The organism is Agrococcus sp. GW821-FHT14H11 (assembly GCF_058803545.1).
Genome location: NZ_JBXAPA010000001.1, coordinates 391,164 through 412,604 on the forward strand (window position 1 = coordinate 391,164; position 21,441 = coordinate 412,604).

The 21,441-nt window shown below is 73.5% G+C and carries 20 protein-coding genes and 1 pseudogene; 12 read left to right on the top strand and 9 right to left on the bottom strand.

What is annotated here, in order from left to right; all coding sequences use genetic code 11:
* The 3 genes from lplAB to AC1RNL_RS01980 form a co-directional block, all read right to left on the bottom strand.
* Positions 1-1,050, bottom strand: coding sequence for a lipoate-protein ligase LplAB (gene lplAB, locus AC1RNL_RS01970; RefSeq protein WP_128189319.1), 1,050 nt, complete (start codon positions 1,048-1,050; stop codon positions 1-3).
* Between the two features lie 176 nt (positions 1,051-1,226).
* Positions 1,227-2,096, bottom strand: coding sequence for an alpha/beta hydrolase (locus AC1RNL_RS01975; protein WP_128189320.1), 870 nt, complete (start codon positions 2,094-2,096; stop codon positions 1,227-1,229).
* A 37-nt stretch (positions 2,097-2,133) separates the two neighbouring features.
* Complete coding sequence (locus tag AC1RNL_RS01980) at positions 2,134-4,497, bottom strand: ATP-binding cassette domain-containing protein (protein ID WP_492934257.1); 2,364 nt, start codon at positions 4,495-4,497, stop codon at positions 2,134-2,136.
* Here AC1RNL_RS01980 and AC1RNL_RS01985 point away from each other — a divergent pair.
* Together AC1RNL_RS01985 and AC1RNL_RS01990 are read left to right on the top strand one after the other, a co-directional pair.
* Complete coding sequence (locus tag AC1RNL_RS01985) at positions 4,496-5,821, top strand: uracil-xanthine permease family protein (protein ID WP_310122506.1); 1,326 nt, start codon at positions 4,496-4,498, stop codon at positions 5,819-5,821. The two genes, AC1RNL_RS01980 and AC1RNL_RS01985, sit on opposite strands and share 2 nt — an antisense overlap.
* Before the next feature lie 65 nt (positions 5,822-5,886).
* The gene (locus tag AC1RNL_RS01990) at positions 5,887-7,173 is read left to right on the top strand and encodes an MFS transporter (protein ID WP_492934258.1); all 1,287 of its coding nucleotides are present in this window, start codon (positions 5,887-5,889) and stop codon (positions 7,171-7,173) included.
* Here the strand turns inward: AC1RNL_RS01990 and solA are convergent.
* Positions 7,139-8,287, bottom strand: a complete 1,149-nt coding sequence (solA, locus tag AC1RNL_RS01995; RefSeq protein WP_492934259.1) for an N-methyl-L-tryptophan oxidase — start codon at positions 8,285-8,287, stop codon at positions 7,139-7,141. The genes AC1RNL_RS01990 and solA overlap by 35 nt on opposite strands.
* Positions 8,288-8,419: 132 nt before the next feature.
* Here solA and AC1RNL_RS02000 point away from each other — a divergent pair, with 132 nt between their 5' ends.
* From AC1RNL_RS02000 to AC1RNL_RS02015, 4 genes are all read left to right on the top strand, one after another.
* Positions 8,420-9,631 carry an LLM class flavin-dependent oxidoreductase gene (locus tag AC1RNL_RS02000; RefSeq protein WP_492934272.1) on the top strand — a complete coding sequence of 404 codons (1,212 nt, stop codon included), beginning with the start codon at positions 8,420-8,422 and terminating at the stop codon, positions 9,629-9,631.
* Positions 9,628-10,245 (top strand): CE1759 family FMN reductase, encoded by a 618-nt coding sequence (locus AC1RNL_RS02005; RefSeq protein WP_128189327.1) that lies wholly within the window; start codon positions 9,628-9,630, stop codon positions 10,243-10,245. Before AC1RNL_RS02000 ends, AC1RNL_RS02005 begins: the two co-directional genes overlap by 4 nt.
* Complete coding sequence (locus tag AC1RNL_RS02010; RefSeq protein ID WP_492934260.1) at positions 10,242-10,715, top strand: MarR family winged helix-turn-helix transcriptional regulator; 474 nt, start codon at positions 10,242-10,244, stop codon at positions 10,713-10,715. Before AC1RNL_RS02005 ends, AC1RNL_RS02010 begins: the two co-directional genes overlap by 4 nt.
* Before the next feature lie 99 nt (positions 10,716-10,814).
* Positions 10,815-11,930: a phosphotransferase gene (locus tag AC1RNL_RS02015; protein WP_146355842.1), complete on the top strand. Its 1,116-nt coding sequence runs from the start codon at positions 10,815-10,817 to the stop codon at positions 11,928-11,930.
* A 19-nt stretch (positions 11,931-11,949) separates the two neighbouring features.
* On the opposite strand, the gene AC1RNL_RS02020 is transcribed toward AC1RNL_RS02015, so the two are convergent.
* Both AC1RNL_RS02020 and AC1RNL_RS02025 read right to left on the bottom strand, forming a co-directional pair.
* Positions 11,950-12,612: a response regulator transcription factor gene (locus tag AC1RNL_RS02020; RefSeq protein WP_128189329.1), complete on the bottom strand. Its 663-nt coding sequence runs from the start codon at positions 12,610-12,612 to the stop codon at positions 11,950-11,952.
* Positions 12,597-14,216: a sensor histidine kinase gene (locus tag AC1RNL_RS02025; protein WP_492934261.1), complete on the bottom strand. Its 1,620-nt coding sequence runs from the start codon at positions 14,214-14,216 to the stop codon at positions 12,597-12,599. The genes AC1RNL_RS02020 and AC1RNL_RS02025 overlap by 16 nt, the downstream gene beginning before the upstream one ends.
* A 95-nt stretch (positions 14,217-14,311) precedes the next feature.
* On the opposite strand from AC1RNL_RS02025, the gene AC1RNL_RS02030 reads away from it, so the two are divergent.
* The 4 genes and pseudogenes from AC1RNL_RS02030 to AC1RNL_RS02045 all read left to right on the top strand — a co-directional run.
* Positions 14,312-15,577 (top strand): phosphotransferase family protein, encoded by a 1,266-nt coding sequence (locus tag AC1RNL_RS02030; protein WP_492934262.1) that lies wholly within the window; start codon positions 14,312-14,314, stop codon positions 15,575-15,577.
* Positions 15,578-15,633: 56 nt separating this feature from the next.
* The gene (locus AC1RNL_RS02035; RefSeq protein ID WP_492934263.1) at positions 15,634-16,017 is read left to right on the top strand and encodes a hypothetical protein; all 384 of its coding nucleotides are present in this window, start codon (positions 15,634-15,636) and stop codon (positions 16,015-16,017) included.
* 142 nt (positions 16,018-16,159) lie between these two features.
* Positions 16,160-16,579, top strand: a complete 420-nt coding sequence (locus tag AC1RNL_RS02040) for a MarR family winged helix-turn-helix transcriptional regulator (RefSeq protein WP_492934264.1) — start codon at positions 16,160-16,162, stop codon at positions 16,577-16,579.
* Positions 16,579-16,815: pseudogene (locus AC1RNL_RS02045) on the top strand (MFS transporter); the annotation flags it as partial. The gene AC1RNL_RS02040 and the pseudogene AC1RNL_RS02045, both read left to right, overlap by 1 nt.
* Positions 16,816-16,982: 167 nt before the next feature.
* Here AC1RNL_RS02045 and AC1RNL_RS02050 read toward each other — a convergent pair.
* The 3 genes from AC1RNL_RS02050 to AC1RNL_RS02060 all read right to left on the bottom strand — a co-directional run bounded on the left by AC1RNL_RS02050 (position 16,983) and on the right by AC1RNL_RS02060 (position 18,546).
* Positions 16,983-17,585 carry a cadmium resistance transporter gene (locus AC1RNL_RS02050; RefSeq protein WP_492934265.1) on the bottom strand — a complete coding sequence of 201 codons (603 nt, stop codon included), beginning with the start codon at positions 17,583-17,585 and terminating at the stop codon, positions 16,983-16,985.
* On the bottom strand, positions 17,582-17,941 hold the full coding sequence (gene cmtR / locus AC1RNL_RS02055) for a Cd(II)/Pb(II)-sensing metalloregulatory transcriptional regulator CmtR (protein ID WP_492934266.1): 360 nt from the start codon (positions 17,939-17,941) through the stop codon (positions 17,582-17,584). Before cmtR (AC1RNL_RS02055) ends, AC1RNL_RS02050 begins: the two co-directional genes overlap by 4 nt.
* Positions 17,942-18,024: 83 nt before the next feature.
* Entirely contained in the window at positions 18,025-18,546 is a 522-nt protein-coding gene (locus AC1RNL_RS02060; protein WP_492934267.1) for a signal peptidase II, read from the bottom strand.
* A 277-nt stretch (positions 18,547-18,823) separates the two neighbouring features.
* Between AC1RNL_RS02060 and cmtR (AC1RNL_RS02065) the strand changes: the two genes are divergently transcribed.
* Complete coding sequence (cmtR, locus tag AC1RNL_RS02065; protein WP_492934268.1) at positions 18,824-19,192, top strand: Cd(II)/Pb(II)-sensing metalloregulatory transcriptional regulator CmtR; 369 nt, start codon at positions 18,824-18,826, stop codon at positions 19,190-19,192.
* Between the two features lie 212 nt (positions 19,193-19,404).
* On the top strand, positions 19,405-21,297 hold the full coding sequence (locus AC1RNL_RS02070; protein ID WP_492934269.1) for a heavy metal translocating P-type ATPase: 1,893 nt from the start codon (positions 19,405-19,407) through the stop codon (positions 21,295-21,297).
* The last annotated feature ends 144 nt before the right edge of the window (positions 21,298-21,441 follow it).

Sequence of the window (21,441 nt, forward strand, 5' to 3'; positions counted from 1 at the left end):
TCACGGCACGCGGTGCAGCCACTCCTGGGTGTCGAACTTGGTGCGGATGCGCTCGGTCGCGGTCGCGAGCTCGGCGTCGGTGAGCGCGCCGTCGGTGCCGCCGTAGAGCTTGCGGAAGGTGCCCTTCAGCGCCTCCTGCACCTCGGCCTTGCCCATGCCCGTCTGCGACTTCAGCGGGTCGACGCGCTTCTTGGCGCTCGTCGTCCCCTTGTCGGAGAGCTTTTCGCGGCCGATGCGCAGCACCTCGGTCATCTTGTCGGCGTCGATGTCGTACGACATGGTCGCGTGGTGCAGCACGGCGCCGCCGGCGAGGCGCTTCTGCGCGGCGCCGCCGATCTTGCCCTTCGCCGACGTGATGTCGTTGAGCGGCGCGTAGAACGCGTCGATGCCGAGCCCCTTCAGCGCCTCGATGACCCACGCATCCAGGAACGCGTAGGAGTCCTGGAAGCTCATGCCCTGCACGAGGTCGCCGGGCACGTAGAGCGAGTAGGTGATCGCGTTGTCGGGCTCGGAGAACATGGCGCCGCCGCCCGTGATGCGGCGGAGCACGGGGATGCCGTGGCGCTCGGCGTTCTCAGGGTCGACCTCGTTCTTGAACGACTGGAACGAGCCGAGGTAGACGGCCGGGCCGGCGAGGTTCCAGAATCGCAGCGTCGGTCCGCGGCGGCCCGCCCCGACCTCCTCGGTGAGCACCTCGTCGAGCGCGACGTGCACGATCGGCAGCCGCGGCTCGTCGTCGATGATCGTCCACTCGTAGTCGCTGAACGAGCTCGCGTGCTGCAGCGCCCGGCGGATCGCGACCCCGACCGACTCGGGGGTGAAGCCGAGCAGCACGGCGCCCTCGGGCAGGCCCGCCTTGATCGCCTCGCCGATCTCGACGGCGGTCGCGGTGACGGGCAGGCCGTTCACCGCGGCGTCGATCGCGCCGAGCGCGTCGTCGGGCTCGAGGAAGAAGTCGCCCGCGAGGCGGAAGCCGGCGATGCGGCCGTCCTGCTCCTCGAGGTCGACGACCACGAGCTTGCCGCCGGGGACCTTGTACTCGCCGTGCATGCGCTCCAGCCTAGGCGGCGGTCGGCCGGGCGCATGCCGCGCGGTCGTGGCCCGGCACCCCCGCCGACCCGTTGCACCCCCGACGACCCGGTGCACCGGGTCGGTGTCGGTGGGAGGGGTCGGTCAAGCGGACTGCGCACGCGCGGCGCCTGCGGCACCCTGCCAGCCGGCGCCGATCAGGCGGGCAGCAGGCGCGCGTCGAGCCAGGCGACGATGTCGTCGAGCACCTTCGCGCGGTTGATCTCGTTGAGGATCTCGTGCCGCGCGCCCGGGTAGACCGTGACGGTGACGTCGGTGAGGCCGCCGCGCGAGCGGTAGGCGTCGCCGAGCCGCCGCAGCGACTTGGGCCCGGCCATCGAGTCGTCGGAGCCGCCGGCGATGAGCATCGGGATGGGCGGGTCGATCCGCTTGGGGACGCCGTAGAGGCGCAGGCCGTCGGCGACGCCGAAGAGCGGCAGCACCTTCGCCGGGAACGTCAGCGGATCCTCGGCGAACGCCGCGACGACAGCCGGGTCGCGCGAGATCCACTCGTAGCCGGTGTCGCCCAGGTGCGCGTGGCGGGCGTTGAGGTCGCCCGGGTTCATCGAGCCGGGCATGCGGTAGGCGGTGCCGCTCAGGATCGCGGCGTCGACGAGGTCGCTGTAGCCGTTGAGCAGGATCTGCGTCGACAGCGAGCCCCACGAGTGGCCGAGCACGGCGACGGGCAGGCCCGGGTGCTCGGCCCGGATCTGCTTGAGCACGTGCACGAGGTCGCCGACGACCGCGCGCATCCCGCCCGGGCCGAGGCGGCCCAGTCGCTCGAGGTCGCCGCCGTGCTGCGTGACGCCGGTGGCGCCGTGGCCGCGCTGATCGATGGCCCACACCGCGTAGCCGGCCTGCACGAGCCGCTGCGCGACGTGCTCGTAGCGCAGCGCGTGCTCGCCGAGGCCGTGCGCGATGAGCACGACCGCCTTCGGCCTGCCCGGCCGCCAGCGGTAGCGATGGATCGTCACGCCCTGGAGGTCGACGAACGTCGACTCCTCCCGGATCGCGGTGAACTGCGGCATGGTGCGGAGTCTACGACGGCGGCCTACGGCCCCGGCATCACGCCGGCGCGAGCCGCCTCGCCAGGTGGCGGCCCGTGAGCGAGTCGCCCGGGTCGGCCGCGAGCGCCGCCGGCGTGCCCTCGAAGACGACAGCGCCGCCCTGCGCGCCCGCGCCCGGCCCCAGGTCGATGAGCCAGTCGGCGCGCGAGACGACGTCGAGGTTGTGCTCGATCACGATCACCGTGCGACCGGCGTCGACGATGCGGTCGAGCAGGCCGATGAGGTTGTCGACGTCGGCCATGTGCAGGCCGGTCGTCGGCTCGTCGAGCACGATGACCGCCGCGGTCGTGCCCATCTCGATCGCGAGCTTCAGCCGCTGCCGCTCGCCGCCCGAGAGCGTCGTGAGCGTCTGGCCGAGGCGGATGTAGCCGAGCCCCACGTCGACGAGGCGGCCGAGCATCGGCTGCACCTGCCGCTCGGTGAAGAACCGCTGCGCCTCCTCGACCGACATGTCGAGCACGTCGCCGATCGACGCGCCGCGCAGCTCGTACTCGAGCACCTCGGCCGTGAAGCGGCGGCCGCCGCACAGCTCGCACTCCGTGACGACGCCCGCCATGAACGCGAGGTCGGAGTAGATGACCCCGAGGCCCTTGCACTCGGGGCACGCGCCCGCGGAGTTGGCGCTGAACAGCGCCGGCTTCACGCCGTTGGCGGATGCGAAGGCCTTCCGGATGGGCTCGAGGATGCCCGTGTAGGTGGCCGGGTTCGATCGCCGCGAGCCCTTGATCGCCGCCTGGTCGACGAACGCGACGCCGTCGCGCGGCAGCGAGCCGTGGATGAGCGACGACTTGCCCGACCCCGCGACGCCCGTGACGGCCACGAGGACGCCGGTCGGCACATCCACGTCGATGCCGCGCAGGTTGTGCTCGCGCGCGCCGCGGATCTCGAGCCGGCCGGACGGCGTGCGCACCTCGGCCTTCAGCTGCTGCCGGTGCTCGAGGTGCTCGCCGGTGCGCGTGCCGGAGGCGCGCAGCTCGGCGAAGGTGCCCTCGAAGACCACGGTGCCGCCGTGGATGCCGGCGCCGGGGCCGAGGTCGACGACCCGGTCGGCGATCGCCATCACCTCGGGCTTGTGCTCGACGACGAGCACGGTGTTGCCCTTGTCGCGCAGGCGCTGCAGCAGCCCGTTCATGCGCTCGACGTCGTGCGGGTGCAGGCCGGCGGTCGGCTCGTCGAAGACGTAGGTGACGTCGGTGAGCGCCGAGCCCATGTGGCGCACCATCTTGGTGCGCTGCGCCTCGCCGCCCGAGAGGCTGCCGGCGGGGCGGTCGAGCGAGAGGTAGCCGAGCCCGATCGCGTCGAAGGTCTCGAGCAGGTCGACGAGCTTCGCCCGCAGCGGCGCGGTCGCGGCCCCGCCCGCCTCGGGCGGGATCGCGGCGACGAACGGCGCGAGGTCGGTGAGCTGCATCGCGGTCGCCTCGGCGATCGTGACGCCCTGCACCCGCACCTCGCGCGCGGCGGCGTTGAGCCGCGTGCCGTCGCACTCGGGGCACGCCTCGAAGGTGGCGGCGCGCTCGACGATGGCGCGCAGGGTCGGCTTCATCGAGTCGACGTCCTTCACGAACACGCTCTTCGTGAGCTTGGGGATGAGGCCCTCGTAGGTCATGGTGAAGCCCGCGAAGTCGACCTTGCGCTCCTCGCCGTGCAGGAACAGCCGCAGCTCGTCGTCGGAGTAGTCGGCGATGCGCTTGTCGGGGTCGAGCAGGCCCGACTCGGCGTAGAGCTTCCAGTACCAGCCGCCGACGGCGTAGTTGGGGAAGTCGATCGCGCCCTCGTTGAGGCTCTTCGAGCGGTCGACGATCACGTCGACGTCGATCGTCGACACCCGTCCGAGCCCCTCGCACGCCGGGCACATGCCGCGCGGGTCGTTGAACGAGAAGAGCACCGACGACTCGAGCCGGGGCTCGCCCACCCGCGACCACAGGATGCGGAGCATCGTGTACGCATCCGTCGCCGTGCCCACGGTGGAGCGCGAGTTGGCGCCCATCTGCTCCTGCCCGACGAGGATCGCCGCCGTCAGGCCCTCGAGGCTGTCGGCGTCGGGCTGCGGCGCCGGCGGCATGAAGCCCTGCACGAACGCGTCGTACGTCTCGTCGATGAGCCGGCGCGACTCGGCCGCGATCGTGCCGAACACGAGGCTCGACTTGCCCGACCCCGAGACGCCGGTGAAGACCGTCAGCTGCCGCTTCGGGATGTCGACGTCGACGCCCTGCAGGTTGTTCTCGCGCGCGCCCCGCACGCTGATGTGCTCGACCACGCGTCGACCGTACCGCCGCCCGGCCGCGCGCGGCACTGCCGTACGATCCGGGAGGCGGCCCGCAGCCCCACCCCGCACCCGCACACCCGAACCGAGGAGCCGCATGCCCACCTGGCGCCGCCGCGACGAGAGCCGACTCGACGCATCCGACATCGTCCTGCCCGAGGAGCGCCTCGGCTGGGGCCGCACGATCGGCCTCGGCATGCAGCACGTCGTCGCGATGTTCGGCGCCACGTTCCTCGTGCCGATCATCACCGGCTTCCCGCCCTCGACGACGCTGCTCTTCTCGGGCATCGGCACGATCCTGTTCCTGCTCGTGACGGGCAACCGCCTGCCCAGCTACCTCGGCTCGTCGTTCGCGTTCCTCGCGCCGATCGGCGCCGCGACCGCGATCGGCGGGCAGGGCTTCGCGCTCGCCGGCATCGTGCTGGTCGGCGCGCTGCTCGCGCTCGTCGGCCTCATCGTGCACCTGGCCGGCACCCGCTGGATCGCCGCGCTCATGCCGCCGGTCGTCTCGGGCACGATCGTCGCGCTCATCGGCTTCAACCTCGCGCCCGCCGCGCGCGACAGCTTCCTCGCCGACCCGCTGCTGTCGGTCGTCACGCTCGGCGCCATCATCGTCACCGCGGTGCTCTTCCGCGGCCTGATCGGCCGGCTCGCGATCCTCGTCGGCGTGGTGGTCGGCTACGCCGTCGCCGCGGCCACGGGCGGCATCGACTGGTCGGGCGTCGAGGAGGCCGCGTGGATCGGGCTCCCCGAGTTCCAGATGCCGACCCTCGACCCGGCGCTGCTGCCGGCGCTGCTGCTGTTCGTGCCGGTCGTGCTGCCGCTCATCGCCGAGAACCTCGGCCACGTGAAGGGCGTCGGGCAGCTGCTCGACCGCGACCTCGACCCGCTCGCCGGCCGTGCGCTCATGGCCGACGGCGGCGCGACCGTGCTCGCGGGCCTCTTCGGCGGCTCGGCGACCACGACCTACGGCGAGAACATCGGCGTGATGAGCGCCACGCGCGTCTTCTCGACCGCCGCGTACTGGGTCGCGGCGATCGCGGCGATCCTGCTGGGCCTCTCGCCCAAGGTCGGCGCCGTGATCTTCGCCGTGCCCGCCGGCGTGCTCGGCGGCGTGACGACCGCGCTCTACGGCCTCATCGGCATCATCGGCGTGCGCATCTGGATCGAGAACCGCGTCGACTTCTCGATCCCGCGCAACCAGTTCGCCGCGGGCGTCGGCCTCATCGTCGCGATCGCCAACTACACGCTCACCGCCGGCGAGCTCGTCTTCGAGGGCATCGTGCTCGGCACGGTCGCGACGCTCGTGATCTACCACCTGATGGATGCGCTCGAGCGGCTGCGCGGACCGCGCGCGGGTGCGCGCGACGACCACGCGCCGCCCGCCGCCGCGCCCGCCGAGCCGGCGCCCGGCGAGCGGTAGCGGCGCCCGTCCCGGGCGGCGGACCCGATCCACCGAGCCGCCGCCGCCCGTGCCACGCTTGCGCCATGACCGCATCCGGCGCGCTGCCCAGCCCGCGCCGCGTGCAGGGCACCTACTACGTGCTCGTGCTCGGCAACACGCTCGCCGCCTCGTTCATCTGGGGCATCAACACGCTGTTCCTGCTCGACGCGGGCCTGACCAACCTCGAGGCGTTCGCGGCCAACGCGTTCTACACGGTCGGCGTGCTCGTCTTCGAGATCCCCACCGGCGTCGTCGCCGACACGCTCGGCCGCCGCGCCTCCTACCTGCTCGGCACGGCGACGCTCGCCGCGACGACGACGCTCTACTGGCTCATGTGGCTCTGGCAGGCGCCCTTCTGGGCGTGGGCGGCCGTCTCGGTGCTGCTGGGCCTCGGCTTCACCTTCTTCACGGGCGCGGTCGACGCGTGGCTCGTCGACGCGCTCGAGGCGACCGGCTACCGCGGCAGCCTCGAGGCGGTGTTCGGCCGCTCGCTCGTCGTGAGCGGCGCCGCGATGCTCGCGGGCTCGGTGTTCGGCGGCGTCATCGCGCAGCTGACCGACCTCGGCGTGCCGTTCCTGGTGCGCGCCGGGGTGCTCGTGGTCATGCTCGCCGTCGCGGCGCTGCTCATGCGCGACCTCGGCTTCGCGCCAGAGCGCGGCGCCGGCCCCGTGCGGGCCACGCGCGCCGTGCTCGTCGCCTCCTGGCGCCACGGGCTCGCGCGCGCACCGGTGCGGTGGCTGCTGCTCGCGAGCCCCTTCACGGCCGGCGTCGGCTTCTACGTGTTCTACGCCCTGCAGCCGCACCTGCTCGAGCTCTGGGGCGATCCCGAGGCCTACTCGATCGCGGGGCTCGCCGCAGCGCTGCTCTCGGGCGCGGCGATGCTCGGCGGCGCGATCGCACCGCTCGTGCGGCGCCTGTTCGCGCGGCGCACGAGCACGATCCTGCTCGCGGCCGTCACGAGCACGGGGGTGCTGCTCGCGCTCGGCCTCGTGCAGGACTTCTGGGTCGCCGTCGCGCTCGTCGGAGTCTGGGGCGTGATGACGGCGATCGACGACCCGGTGCACCGCGCCTACCTCAACGACATGATCCCGTCGAAGCAGCGGGCCACCGTGCTCTCGTTCGACTCGCTGCTCGGCTCGGCGGGCAGCTCGGCGTTCCAGCCGCTGCTCGGCCGCAGCGCCGACCTCGGCGGCTACGGCTTCTCGCTGCTGCTGAGCGGCGCGCTCTCGGCCGTGGCGGTGCCGTTCGTGCTGCTGAGCCGCGCGCAGCGCTCCCCCGCCGACGCCGCGGAGGGCGTCACCGACGAGGATCCAGGAACCCGATCTCCTTGAACGGCGGCTCGTCGACGGCGAGCTGGGCGGCGAGCTCGCCGAGCGCCGAGGCGTGCTTGAACGAGTGCCCCGAGCAGCCGCCGGCGACGACCACCCGGCCCGACGCATCCGTCGGCCCGACGACGAACTGCCCGTCGGGCGTGTGGGCCATGATGCAGGTCGTCAGCTCGGCGGGCTCCGGCTCGAGGTCGGGGAAGGTCGCGGCGACGAGGTCGCGGATGCCCTCGGTCTCGCCCGCGTGGATCTCGCGGTCGATCGCGTCGGGGTCGTCGGCCTCGAAGGGCCCGTCGAACTCGGGGCCGACCTTCGCGAGGTCGCCGGCGAGCGCGCCGTGGCCCCAGATCCACGCGTCGCGCCCCGGCACCGAGCGGATGAAGAGCGGGATGCGCTCGATCGACGCGTCGCCGCCCTCGCGCGCCCGGAACCAGCTCATGACCACGCGGTGGGGCGTGATCGCGAGGCCCGGCACGAGCTGCGGCAGCCAGGGCCCGGCCGCGACCACCACCCGGCGCGCGCGCACGTCGCCGCCGGCGAAGCGCACGGTGGCGCCGGATGCGTCGGGCTCGATCGCGAGCACGCGCTCGCCCGTGCGGATGGTGGCGCCGGCCGCGCGCGCCGCGTCGACGGCGGCGACGATCGCCGCCTCGGGCCGCAGCACCCCGGCCTCCGGATCCCACAGGCCCACGTCGCCCGGATCGAGCCGCGCGTGGCCCGGGAGCCGGCGGGCGAGCTCGTCGGCGTCGAGCCGCTCGACCGGCAGGTCGTGCGCCGCGGCGGCGGCGAGCGTGCCTTCGATGATGCGCGAGCCGGGCTGGCCGATCATGATGCCGCCGGTCTCGAGCAGCAGCTGCTCGCCGCTCGCGGCCTCGAGCTCGCGCCAGAGCTCCCGCGCGCGGCGGGCGATGGGCACGAGCCCCGGGTGCTCCAGGCACGCGACGCGGAAGAGTCGCGTGCGGCCGTGCGAGCCGCCCCAGGGGTGGCCGGGCTCGTGCTGCTCGATGCCGACCACGTCGAGGCCGCGCGCCGCCAGGCGCCAGGCCGCGCTCGAGCCGATCGCGCCGAGGCCCACGACCGCGACGTCCGCCACGTGCTGGCCCACCGCATCCGCTCGCATCCCTCGACCCTAGTTCGGGACGGCGCTGGGGGCGCGTCGGGGCGCAGGGAATAGCCTGGGGGACGGCACCGTTGCACAAGTCGTTCAGATTTGAAAGAATTGCCCGTGACGGAAGGACACCCCATGAGCAGCATGCAGTTCGGCATCTTCTCGGTCAGCGACATCACCGAGGACCCGACCACCGGTCGCACGCCCACCGAGCACGAGCGCATCCAGGGGTGGGTCGCCATGGCCCAGAAGGCCGAGGAGGTCGGCCTCGACGTCTTCGCCGCCGGCGAGCACCACAACCCGCCGTTCTTCTCCTCCTCCCCCACCACGACGCTCGGCTACATCGCCGCGAAGACCGAGCGGCTCATCCTCTCGACCGCGACGACGCTCATCACGACGAACGACCCGGTGAAGATCGCCGAGGACTTCGCGATGCTGCAGCACCTCAGCGAGGGCCGCGTCGACCTCACCCTCGGCCGCGGCAACACCGGCCCCGTCTACCCGTGGTTCGGCAAGGACATCCGCGACGGCATCGAGCTCGCGATCGAGAACTACGCGCTGCTGCGCAAGCTCTGGCACGAGCCCGTCGTCAACTGGCAGGGCAAGCACCGCACGCCGCTCACCGGCTACACCTCGACGCCCGCCCCGCTCGACGGCGTCGCGCCGTTCGTGTGGCACGGCTCGATCCGCTCGCCGCAGATCGCCGAGCAGGCCGCGTACTACGGCGACGGCTTCTTCCACAACAACATCTTCTGGAACAAGGAGCACACCGAGCGCATGGTGCGCCTCTACCGCTCGCGCTTCGCGCACTACGGCCACGGCGAGCCCGAGCAGGCGATCGTCGGCCTCGGGGGCCAGGTGTTCATGAAGCCGACCGAGCGCGAGGCGAAGGAGCGGTTCCGGCCCTTCTTCGACGTCGCGCCGGTGTACGGCCACGGGCCCAGCCTCGAGGAGTTCACCGAGGCGACGCCGCTCACCGTCGGCACGCCCGAGCAGGTCATCGAGAAGACGCTCGCGTTCCGCGACTACGCCGGCGACTACCAGCGCCAGATGTTCCTCGTCGACCACGCCGGCCTGCCGCTCGAGGAGGTGCTCGAGCAGATCGAGATCCTCGGCACCGAGGTGGTGCCCGTGCTGCGACGCGAGTTCGACAGCGTGCGCCAGGCGGGCGTGCCGGATGCGCCGACCCACGCCGCGCGCGTCGCCGCGGCCAGGGAGGCGGGCACGCAGCTCGGCGAGCAGGGCAGCGCCTGGCGCGAGCAGGGCGCGCGCGGCGACCTCGACACCGGGGCAGCGATCGCGCGGCAGGCCGGCGAGCCGGGCGGCCGCGGCAGCGAGGGGCGTGAGGTCGCATGACGAAGCCGCGCATCGCCGTCGTCTCAGCGGGCCTCGGGGAGCCGTCGAGCACGAAGCTGCTCGCCGACCGCCTGCGCGACGCGACGCTCAAGGCGCTCGCCGACCACGGCCAGCACTCGGAGGCGGTCGACGTGGTGCTGCGGCCGCTCGCGCAGGACATCGCGAGCCACATGCTCACGCACAACCCGTCCGAGGCGCTCGCCGCGGCGATCGCCTCGGTGGTCGACGCGGAGGCGATCATCGCCGTCACCCCCACCTTCAACATGTCGTACTCGGGGCTGTTCAAGTCGTTCTTCGACGTGATCGAGGAGGGCCAGCTCGCGTCGATCCCGACGGCGCTCGGCGCGACCGGCGGCTCGGCGCGCCACTCGATGGTGATGGACACCGCGATGCGGCCGATGTTCGCCTACCTCAAGGCGCAGGTCGTGCCGACGGGCGTCTTCGCCGCCTCGGAGGACTGGGGCTCCGACTCCGGCCTCGACCGGCGCATCGCCCGCGAGGGCCGCGAGCTCGCCGACCTCATGGTGGCGCTGCCGCGTCGCCGCGAGGCCGACCCGTTCGACGAGTCGGGCGAGGCGTTCGTCTCGTTCGAGCAGATGCTGGGGCACGCGTGACGAGCGGCCTCGCGCCGCGGGCGTGGCGCGGGTACTTCGAGGGGTCGCGCCTGCTCGAGAACGAGCTCGAGCGGCGCCTGAAGGAGTCGGCCGACATGGACCTCGGCGACTTCAACGTGCTGCTCGTGCTCTCGGAGGCCGAGGGCACGCGGATGCGCATGGGCGACCTGGCACGCGCGCTCGCGTTCGCCCCGGGCCGGCTCACGTACCGCGTCGCGGCGCTCGAGAAGGCGGGCCTCGTCTCGCGCGAGCCCTGCCCCGCCGACCGGCGCGGCACGGATGCGGTGCTCACGGACGCGGGGCGCACCAGGCTGCGCAAGGCGCGGCCCGTGCACGCTCGGCACGTCGAGGAGCTGTTCCTCGGCGACCTCGACCGCGAGGCGCTCGAGGTGCTCGACCGGGTGTTCGGGCCGCTGCGGGCGCGCCTGCTCGACGGGCGCGCGAGCGACCCGGGCGACGCGCACGACTGACGCGGGGCGTCCGCTCGGCCCGATGCGGATCGGACGGATCCGCGTCGTCCTGTGGATGCGGACGGGCGCGTCCCAGCCCGGAACTGGAACGATGGAGCCGTGCTGGAGCAGCGGCTGCTGGAGAAGGCGATCGGCGTCGCCGGTCGCCTCATCGCCGTCGAGCCCTTCGGCGAGGGCAGCATCGCGCGCTTCACGGTCGACAGCGGCGAGCACGCGGGCGAGTGGTTCGTCGACAGCTCGAAGCAGGCCGTGCCCGTCGAGACGGGCTTCGTGATCCGCTCGCGCGACGGCGTCGTCGTCGCCCGCATCTGGAAGCATCCGCTCGACCCGCGGCTGCCAGCGCTGCGCACCGCGGTCGACCCCGAGCGCATCGCCCGCATCTCTGCCGCCGCCGACAGCAGCGGCCCCGTCGAGGCGAAGGTGCTCGCCTACCGGCCGGGCCGGCGCGCGGTCGTGCGCCTCACGCAGCACGGCGTGCACCTGTTCGTGAAGGTCGTGCGGCCGGGCGAGGCCGAGGACCTGGCGGCGATCCACGAGGCGTGCCGCGCCGCGGGCGTGCCGGCGCCCGAGGTGGCGCACTGGAGCCCCGCCGGGGTCGTCGTCGTGCGCGACGCGACCGGCACGCCGGGGCCCGTCGCCGCGGCGCGGATGCCGGCGGGCGAGCTGCTCGACGCGGTCGACGCGCTGCGCGAGCGGCTGCTGACGGTCGAGACGCGGCGCATCGCGCGCGCGTCGGTCGGCTCGCGCGTCGACTGGCACGTCGACCGCATGGCCGGCGGGCTGCCGGGGCGCGCCTCCGACGCGCAGCGGCTGCTGCCCGCGCTGCTCGAGCACGTGCGGCGCGAGGGTCCGCCGCGGGTCGTGCACGGCGACCTGCACATCGGCCAGCTGTTCTTCGACGGCGGCGAGGTGTCGTCGGTGATCGACGTCGACACCGCGGGCCTCGGCGACCCGGCCGACGACAGCGCCGCCTTCATCGGCCACGCGACCGCGAGCGCCGCCCGCAACCAGGCGGCCGGGCGCGACGGCGACGCCGCGCAGCTGCGGGCCATCGCCGACGCGGCCGCCGACCGCTGGCTGCGCGACCCGCACACGACGGCGCTCACGGTGCTGCACCTGCTCGGCCACGGCATCCGTGCCGCCGAGCGCGCCCCCGGCGCCGCCGAGCTGCTGCTCGACCGCGCGCTCGAGCTCGCCCGGGTCGCCGCGCGCTGAGCGGGGCGACGCCGAGCGGCTAGACCAGCCGGTAGCCCATGCCGCGCACCGTCTCGATGCGGTCGGCACCGAGCTTGTTGCGCAGGTAGCGCACGTACACGTCGACGACGTTGGAGCCCGGGTCGAAGTCGTAGCCCCAGACGCGGCTGAGCAGCTGCTCGCGCGAGAGCACCTGGCCGGCGTTGCGCACGAGCTCCTCCGCGAGCGCGAACTCGCGCCCCGACAGGTCGACCTCGCGCCCGTCGACCCTGGCCCGGCGCGTGCGGATGTCGAGCTCGAGCCCCTGGTGCGCGAGCGCCGCCGCGGCATGGGCGGCCGAGCCGTTGGACGCCATCCGCAGCCGCACGCGCGCGAGCAGCTCGTCGAAGCGGAAGGGCTTGGGCATGTAGTCGTCGGCGCCGCCCTCGAGCCCCGCGACGGTGTCGGCGCCGCCGGCGCGCGCGGTGAGGATGATGACCGGCATCGTCGAGCCCGATCCGCGCAGCTGCGAGAGCACCTCGAAGCCGTCCATGCCGGGCAGCCCGATGTCGAGCACGAGCAGGTCGAACTCGTCGGTGAGGGCGAGGTCGAGCGCCTCGGTGCCCGTCGGGGCGACGCGCGTCGAGTAGCCGGCGGCGGTGAGCCCCTTCTCGACGAACGCGGCGATGCGCGCCTCGTCCTCGGCGATCAGGATCGATGCCATGGCTGCTCCTCGGGGGTCGCGCGGGTCGCGGCGGGGTCGGCGGGCGGATGCGTCGGCGCACCCGGGCGGGCGGCCCCGCTCGCCGCCGCGGGGGTCGGATGCGCTGCGGCACCTGGGCGAGCCGGGTGCGGCGCGACGGGCGGGGGCGCGACGGGCGCCGCGGCGGCGCCCTGCGCCGGCGGCGCGACGACCGCGCCCGGCAGCGTGAGGACGAACTCGGAGCCGGCGCCCGCATCCGCCACCCACGCCCTGCCGCCGTGCCGCTCGGCGATGAGCGCGACGATCGCGAGCCCGAGGCCGGAGCCGCCGTCGCCGCGGCCCTCGGCCACCCCGCGGCGGAAGCGCTCGAAGATGACGGCCTTCAGCTCGTCGGGCACGCCCGGCCCGCGGTCGCGCACGAAGAGCTCGACGTCGCGGCCGCGCTGCCGCGAGCCGATCGCGATCGGGCCCTGCGCGTGCCGGGCGGCGTTGGCGACGAGCTGCAGCATCGCCTGCGTGATGCGGCCCGGGTCGAGCCGGGCGAGCACGGGCGCGGCTTCGACGCGCTCCTCGAGCGCCGCGCCCTCGACGCCGCGGGCCTTCATCGCGATCTGCTCGGTGAGCGCGGCCAGGTCGGTCTCGCGGATCGCGAAGGCGTCGGCGTCGCGCAGCCGCGCCGCGGCGCGCAGGTCGTCGACCAGCCGCGCCATGCGGTCGAGCTCGTCGATGACGAGCGCGCGCGTCTCGGCGACCTCGGCCGGGTCGTGCTCGTCGACGAGCTCGAGGTGGCCGCGCACGATCGTGATGGGGGTCTTCAGCTCGTGGCCCACGTCGCGCAGCAGGTCGCGCTGGCTGTCGAGCGCGCCGCCCAGCCGATCGAGCATGCCGTTCACGGTGACCGCGAGCTGCGAGACGTCGTCGCGGCTGTCGCCGACGGGGATGCGCTCCGTCAGGCTCGCCTCGGAGGAGCGCTCGGCGACCTCGCGCATGCGGCGGATGGGCCGCAGCAGCCGACCGGAGACGAGCAGGCCGATGACGAAGGTCGCCGCGGTCGCGAGCAGGGCCGTGAGCGAGAACACCCGGGCGGCCTCGTCGAGCTCGGCCAGCTTGGCGGCCACGTCGTAGCCGGTGACGAACACCGCGCTCGGCGGCTCGCCCGCGGCCGGCTCGCCGATGATGACGGGCGCCGAGAGGTAGCGCACGGTGCGGCCGTCCTGCGCGTAGGTGCCCATCACGATCTCACCGCCGGCCGTCTCGGCGACGATGCGCTCGACGAAGCCCGGCAGCGCCTCGAGCTGCACGTCGGTCTGCACGCCCGGCTTCCACGCGGCGCTGCCGTCGACGATGCCGAGCGTGCCCGTGTTGTCGTCGGGCGCGAGGCGCTGCACGATCGCCTGCAGCGCCTGGTCGGCCGACTCCCACTCCTGCTGCGCGACCGTGAAGCCGCCCGCGTCGAGCGCCGCCTCGAGGTTGCGGTCGATCTGCTCGAGCACGCGGCTGCGCTCGACGACGTACGCGACGCCGCCGGCGACGAAGACCGTCACGAGCGACAGCAGCGTGAGCAGCCCGACGATGCGCGAGCGCACCGTCCAGGTGCGCAGGCTCGGTCGGGCTCCGGCGGGCATGCCCCCATTCAACCGCGCGGGCCTCGGCGCGGGCGCCTGCGTGAGAGAAGCCTCACGTGCGCCCGGCGGGCCCGCGGATCTGGTGAGATCGGAGCGTGGAGAGCGATCGGTCGACGGCGCGCGCGAGCGCCGAGGAGCAGCTGCTGCGCGACGCGCTCGGCGACGAGCTGCAGGGACGCCTCCGCGTGCTGAGCCGCGAGCCCTTCGGCGCGGGGTCGCTCACGGGCTTCGAGGAGCTGCGCGACGAGACGGGCGCCGGCGCCGGCGCCGCGGGCTCCCCCGCCACCCGCTACTGGTACGTCGACACCTCCGGCCGCCGCGTCGAGGCCGAGACCGGCCTCGTGCTCGGCGACCCCGAGCATCCCGAGGCCCGCATCTGGCTGCACCCGGCCGACCCGCGCCTGCCCGCGCTCGCCCCCGCGTCGTTCCCCGAGGCGGCGGCGACCCTCATGGGCCGGCTCGGCGTCTCGATCGACCGGCGGCCAGAGCTGCTCGTCTACCGGCCCGGCAAGCGGGCGATGTTCCGGATGCGCGCGGGCGACCGGGAGACGTACCTCAAGATCGTGCGCCCCGAGTCGTCGGCCGCGATCGTGCGGCTGCAGGAGGCGCTGCGCGAGGGCGGGGTGCCCGTGCCGCACATCACCGGCTGGTCGGAGCTCGGCATCGTGCTCACCGAGACCGCGGCGGGCGTGCCGCTCACGTCACGGCTGCACGAGCTCGACCCGGAGCGGCTGCTCGACTCGATCGATGCCCTGCGCGAGCGGATGGGCGCGGTCGACGTGGGGCGGGACGCGCGGCACTCGCTCGCCCTGCGGCAGGACTGGTACCTGACCCGGCTGCGGGCGGCGCTCGCGCGCTGCGCCGACGGGCGCGGCGCAGAGGCGGGCGACGCGCTCGTGCTCGTCGCGGCGCTCGAGGCGCGCCTCGCCGAGCCCGACGCATCCGCCCTCGCCGTGCCCGACGACGCCCGGCGCACCGTGCACGGCGACCTGCACGTGGGGCAGCTCTTCGTCGACGAGGCCGACGCGAGCGCCGTCTCGGGACTGATCGACATCGACACGGCGGGACTCGGCGACCCGGCCGACGACGAGGCGGCCTTCCTCGGGCACCTGGTCGCATCGATCGCGCTCGCCCGCGCCGACGCCGAGCGCGCGGCGGGCTTCCGCCGGCTGCTCGACGCGGCGGCCGCGCGCTGGCTCGCCGACGGCCGCGCCGGCGCCGCGCGCGTGGCGCACCGCACCGCCGTGCACGTGCTCGCCCACGCGCTCGGGCCCGCCGAGCGGGGCGAGCTCGACACCGCCCGCGCGCAGCTCGATCTCGGCGCCCTGCTCCTCGACCCCGGCCCCCTCGGGCGATCATGAGAGAGCTCTCATGCGAGCCTCGGCGACGCCTCACCCGCGGCGGGGATGCTTGAGGCATGCAGCGCTCCCAGTGGATCCTCGTCGGCAGCGCCGGCGTGCTCAGCCTCGGCACCCTCGGCATCGGCGCGATGGGCGTGGCCAACGCGATGTCGGTGCAGGATGCGACGGGCACCCCGATCGCGGGCGCCGAGATCCGCGGCGACGCGGTGAGCCAGGGCGCCGGCGACGCCGTCGCCGAGATGCTCGAGAAGGCCGCGGCGAGCCCGATCGTGGCGCCATCGCCCACCGCGACCCCGTCCGCGACGGCGACGCCCTCGGCGTCCTCGGCGCCGGCCCCCGCGCCGGCCCCCGCGCCCGAGCCTGCCCCACAGCCCGTGCCCGCACCTCCGGCCGACTCCGTCTCGGTCGTCTCGGCCGCATCCGCCGCCTCGAACGACTGACCGCCGCCGGCCCGGCGACCGGGGCAGCTGCGCCCGACGGGGGCGGGCGCGCCGGCCCCGGTCGGGCGCAGCCGCCCCAGTCGGCGCCGAGGGGCCGCGGCCGCGGTGGACGACCCCCGAGGTCGTGAGGTAGACGAACGAAATGCCCTCCAACGCGCTCGCCGACTCCCTCCGCGTCGCGCTCGTGCGCATGGGGCGCCGCATGCGGCGCGAGCGGGTCGACGAGTCGCTCTCGCTCCACCACCTCTCGGCGCTCGGCGCGATGCAGCAGCTCGAGGAGCCCACGCTCGCCCGCATCGCCGCGGCCGAGTGCGTGAAGCCGCCGAGCATGGTGAAGACGCTGCAGCACCTCGAGGCCATGGGCTACGTCGAGCGCAGCGACCACCCGAGCGACGGCCGCATGGTCGTGTTCCGCATCAGCGGCAAGGGCGACGCGATGATCGCCGAGACCCGCGAGCGCCGCAACCGCGCGCTCGCCGCCGCCATCGAGCGGCTCGATCCCGCCGAGCGCGAGATCCTCGAGAAGGCCGTGCCCCTCATCGAGCGGCTGGCCGAAGCATGATGTTCCGGTCCTTGCGGCTGTTCAACTACCGCACGTGGTTCACCGGCGCGCTCATCTCGAACGTCGGCGCGTGGATGCAGTCGACCGCGCTGTCGTGGACGGTGCTGACGGTGCTCACCGCCAACGACGCGACCGCGGTCGGCATCAACATGGCGCTGCAGTTCGGCCCGCAGCTGCTGCTCGTGCCGGTCTCCGGCCTCATCGCCGACAAGTACGACCGCCGCAAGGTGCTGCTCGACATCGACGACGAGTGCTAAGCGCGAACGTAGTCGCCGGACGAGGCGGACGCCTTTGCCACCGCTTCAGGTCGCCTCAGTCTTAGGTGCGGTCGCGCTCGCACGCAGAGGCGGATGGCTCCCGGGGCGACCAGACTGGATCGCCCCGGGAGCCCCTGCTGCGCAGGTCAGAGCCCGAAGGCCCCGCCGCTCACCAGGATGAAGATGCCGAGGCCGATCAGCACGATCGGGAACAGGATGTGCTCCCAGCGCTCCAGCACCTCTGCGATCGGGCGCCGTGTGGCGATGAACTTCGCTGCCGCGACCAGCACTCCCACCAGCGCGAGGAAGACGGCACAGTACGCGACCACGGCAGCAGGACCGACACTGAGGAAGACCGGGACGTAGACGCCGATGTTGTCGCCGCCGTTCGCGAACGTGACTCCCGCCACGGCCCAGACCCCGACCTTCTTGCCTTCGATCTTGGCCTCGTCGTCATCGTCGTCATCATCGCGACGCCAGGCCTTCCAGGCGGCCCACAGTCCCAACCCCAGTGGGATCAGGCCGAAGTATGGGATGACCTCGGGAGGCAGGAACGCTCCGGCGCCGAGCGTGACGAGGACGGCGGCGCCGAGGATGGCCGCGAACCCCAGGTACTGCCCGACCAGGATGCGCACCGTCGTGCCGCGCTGCCCGGCGCCCCGCGCGAAGAACAGCGAGAGCACGATGATGTCGTCGATGTTGGTGGCGAGGAACAAGCCGATCGCCTGAACGATGGAGAGCAGGATCACGCCGTGACCTCCGCCGTGCAGCGCTCCGGGAACGCGCACTCGGAGTCGATGCACTCGACTGCATGGTCCACCGCCAGGGTGGTGTCGAGCAGGGCGGCGAGCGCGCGCGTCAGCCGCGTGTCGGCGATCTCGTACCGGGTCCGGCGCCCCTCGGGCTCGGCCACGACGATGCCGCATTCGCGGAGGCACGTCAGGTGGTTCGAGACGTTGGATGGGCTCAGATCCAGCTCCCGGGCGAGCGCCGCAGGATAGATCGGACCGTCGAGCAGGGTCATGAGGATCCGTGAACGGGTCGGGTCGGCCATCGCGCGGCCGAGCCGGTTCATCACGTCCAGGCGATCACTTATAGTCAGCATACGATGACTATACACTCACCGATGTAGGGTTCGGGCACGAGCGCACTGGGCACGCTCACCGCGTCGTCGATCGCCCCCGCCGCCTAGACCGCTTCTTGCTGCGGCAGCTCGTCGGGTCGCTGTTCACCGCGCGACCGGGCTCGCTCACTGCGGAGCATCTGGAGGAGGCCGAGCCCCACGCCGATCCCGATGGCGACGTCGGCGAGATTGCCGATGAAGAGATTGCCGTAGGCGAGGAAATCGGTGACGTAGCCGTAGCCGAAGCCGGGCGGGGCGAAGAGACGATCGATGAGGTTGCCCGCCGCTCCGCCCCAGACGAACCCGATGGCGGTCGCCCAACCGATCGATGTCGCGCGGCGCGCGGCGAAGAACAGCGCGATCGTCGCCGCGACTCCGAGCACGGTGAACACCCACGTGCTGTCGGATCCGAGAGACATGATCGTGCCGGGGTTGAACGCGAGCTGGAGTCCCAGCAGGTCGCCGATCAACGGGATGCGCTCCTGCTCGCTCAACCCGGCGAGCGCCATGGCCTTCGTGCCCTGGTCCACGACACAGGCCGCGATGGCCACCACGCCCGCGACGAGGAGCCCTCGCCTGCGCGTCATCGTGACCCTCGCGCGCAGGGGCGGCAACGCGGCGCCCGGGTCAGGCGAGCGCCGGCCGCCGACCCACCAGGGGATGAACCGGCGCTGCGGGGCTCCAGGAGGGACGGAAGTCTGGGCATGGGCGGTAGTCCTCGATGATGGGGGCGCGCGCGGGCGCAGAGCACGCGGGACGATCGCGAACCGGCACGCGAGCGACTCGAGCCTATCGGCCCCCGGCTCCGTGCCCTGGCATCCCCTGCAGGCGAGGACCGGTCAGCATCGAGTGTATAGTCAGTGCATGCTGACTCTCGCGACTCGTGTCGATGTCATGAACCGTCTGGGCCGTGCGATGGCGGATCCGACCCGCTCCCGGATCCTGCTCGAGCTCCTCCGAGCACCGGGCTTCCCTGGGAAGCTGGCCGAATCGCTGGACCTGACGCGGACCAACGTCTCCAATCATCTCGCATGCCTGCGAGGCTGCGGGATCGTGGTCGCGACACCGGAGGGGCGCCAGACCCGGTATGAGGTCGCCGATCCGCACCTGGTCCGGGCGATCTCGCTCCTGGTGGACACCGTGCTCGCGTACGACGACGGTGCACCGTGCACGGACGAGCACTGCGACGTGCCGTTCTGCTGCGCGACGGTGACTGCAGGCGGCGCACTGTGAGCGACGAGTGCTGCGGCCCCGACGAGCCGCGCAAGGCGAGCACCGTCCGTCGCATCGAGGCCGCTCGCCCGAGTCCGACCGGTGACGCCAGCTGCGGACCCGACGATGCCCATTTCCCGATCCGCGCGCATGCGCCGGCGGGAGGCGATGGGGACGCGTGCTGCGGACCAGACCCGGCCCCCGGCGCGGAAGCAGTCGCCGACGACTTCGAGGTGCGCCCGCCGTGGTGGCGTGACACCGCGCTGCTGCCCTCCGCGATCGCCGGGGTGCTCCTCCTCGCCGGATACATCCTCGAATGGACCGGCGTCCCCCTCGCGGCAACGATCCTGCAGGCCCTCGCGCTGATCGCCGGCGCGTACACCTTCGCGCCGGGCGCTGTCCGCCGGCTGCTGCGCGGGCGCCTCGGCGTCGGCCTGCTGATGACCATCGCGGCGGTCGGGGCAGTGCTGCTCGGCCAGGTCGGCGAGGCGGCCGCGCTGGCCTTCCTGTTCTCCGTCGCCGAAGCACTCGAGGACCGGGCGATGGACCGCGCGAAGGAGGGCCTGCGCGCCCTGCTCTCGCTCATCCCCGACACCGTGCGGGTGTCCCGCGCCGGCGCGGACGTCGTGATCCCCGCGACAGAGGTGCGCGAGCGCGACATCCTCGTCGTCGGCGCCGGCGAGCGCATCGCGACCGACGGCGTGGTCGTCGACGGCCGATCGGCCCTGGACACGTCCGCAGTGACCGGCGAATCGATCCCCGTCGAGGTGGGCCCCGGGGACCCCGTCCTCGCCGGCTCGGTGAACGGGTCCGCCACGCTGCGGATCGAGGCCACCGCGGACGGGCGGGACAACTCGCTCACCCAGATCGTCGCGCTCGTCGAGCAGGCGCACGCCCGCAAGGGCGACCGAGCACGCCTCGCCGATCGGATCGCCCGGCCCCTCGTCCCGGCGGTCCTCATCATCGCGGGCCTCGTCGCCCTGTTCGGCGTGATCATCGGCGACCCGTGGACCTGGATCGAACGCGCCCTCGTCGTCCTCGTCGCGGCGTCGCCCTGCGCCCTCGCGATCGCCGTGCCGGTCACGGTCATCAGCGCGATCGGCGCAGCCTCGAAGTTCGGTGTGGTGATCAAGTCCGGGGAGGCGTTCGAGCAGCTGGGCACGATCCGAGCGGTCGCCCTGGACAAGACCGGCACCCTCACCCGCAACGAGCCCACCGTCGCCGACGTGCAGCCCGCACCCGGCGTCGCTCGGGACGACCTGCTCTCCTGGGCGGCGGCGGTGGAGGCGACCAGCACCCACCCGCTCGCAGCGGCCATCATCGCCGCCGCACCGAGCACTGCGGCAGCGGCGGACGTGAACGAGCAGGCCGGGCACGGCATGACCGGTCGCGTCGACGAGCGCACCATCCGTGTCGGCAACGCTCGCTGGCTGGACCCGGGCGACCTCCGCGCGTCGGCCGACACGATGGCCGCACGAGGTATGACCGTGGTGGTCGTCGAGGTGGATGGGCGGATCGCCGGGCTGATCGGTGTCCGGGACGAGCTGCGGCCGGAATCCGCGGCGACAGTGCAGATGCTGCACGATCAGGGCATCGAGACGATCATGCTCACGGGCGACAACGACCGCACGGCTCGCGCGATCGCGCAGGAGGCGGGCATCCGCGACGTCCGGGCGGAGCAGCTGCCCAAGGACAAGGCCGACGCGATCGCCGCCCTGGTGGCATCCCGACCGACCGCGATGGTCGGCGACGGCATCAACGATGCCCCTGCCCTCGCCACCGCCACGGTCGGCATCGCGATGGGCGTCAAGGGGTCGGCGGCAGCGATCGAGTCAGCCGACGTCGCCTTCACCGGCCACGACCTCCGCCTGATCCCTGGAGCTCTCGCGCACGCGAGGCGCGGGCGGCGCATCATGACCGCGAACGTCGGGCTGGCGCTGGCGATCATCATCGTCCTGTTCCCGCTCGCCCTGTTCGGGGTGCTGGGCCTGGCCGGAGTCGTGCTGGTGCACGAGGTGGCCGAGGTGCTCGTCATCCTCAACGGCGTGCGCGCGGCTCGCCGTCCGGCCTCGCTGCGGCAGCTGGCCGCGGCGCCCGCCGCGCGCCCGGAGCCGGTGCGGGCCTGAGCGCCCGCGCCGCTCGCGGCCTGCCTCACCCCATCCGCGGTCCGGTCGAGGCAGGCCGTCGCACGACCCGAGGTGCCTCATGTCAATATGCCCGCGTGCGTGAAGCGGTGCCTCACGTAGGAATGCCCGCGTGTGTGGTCAGCT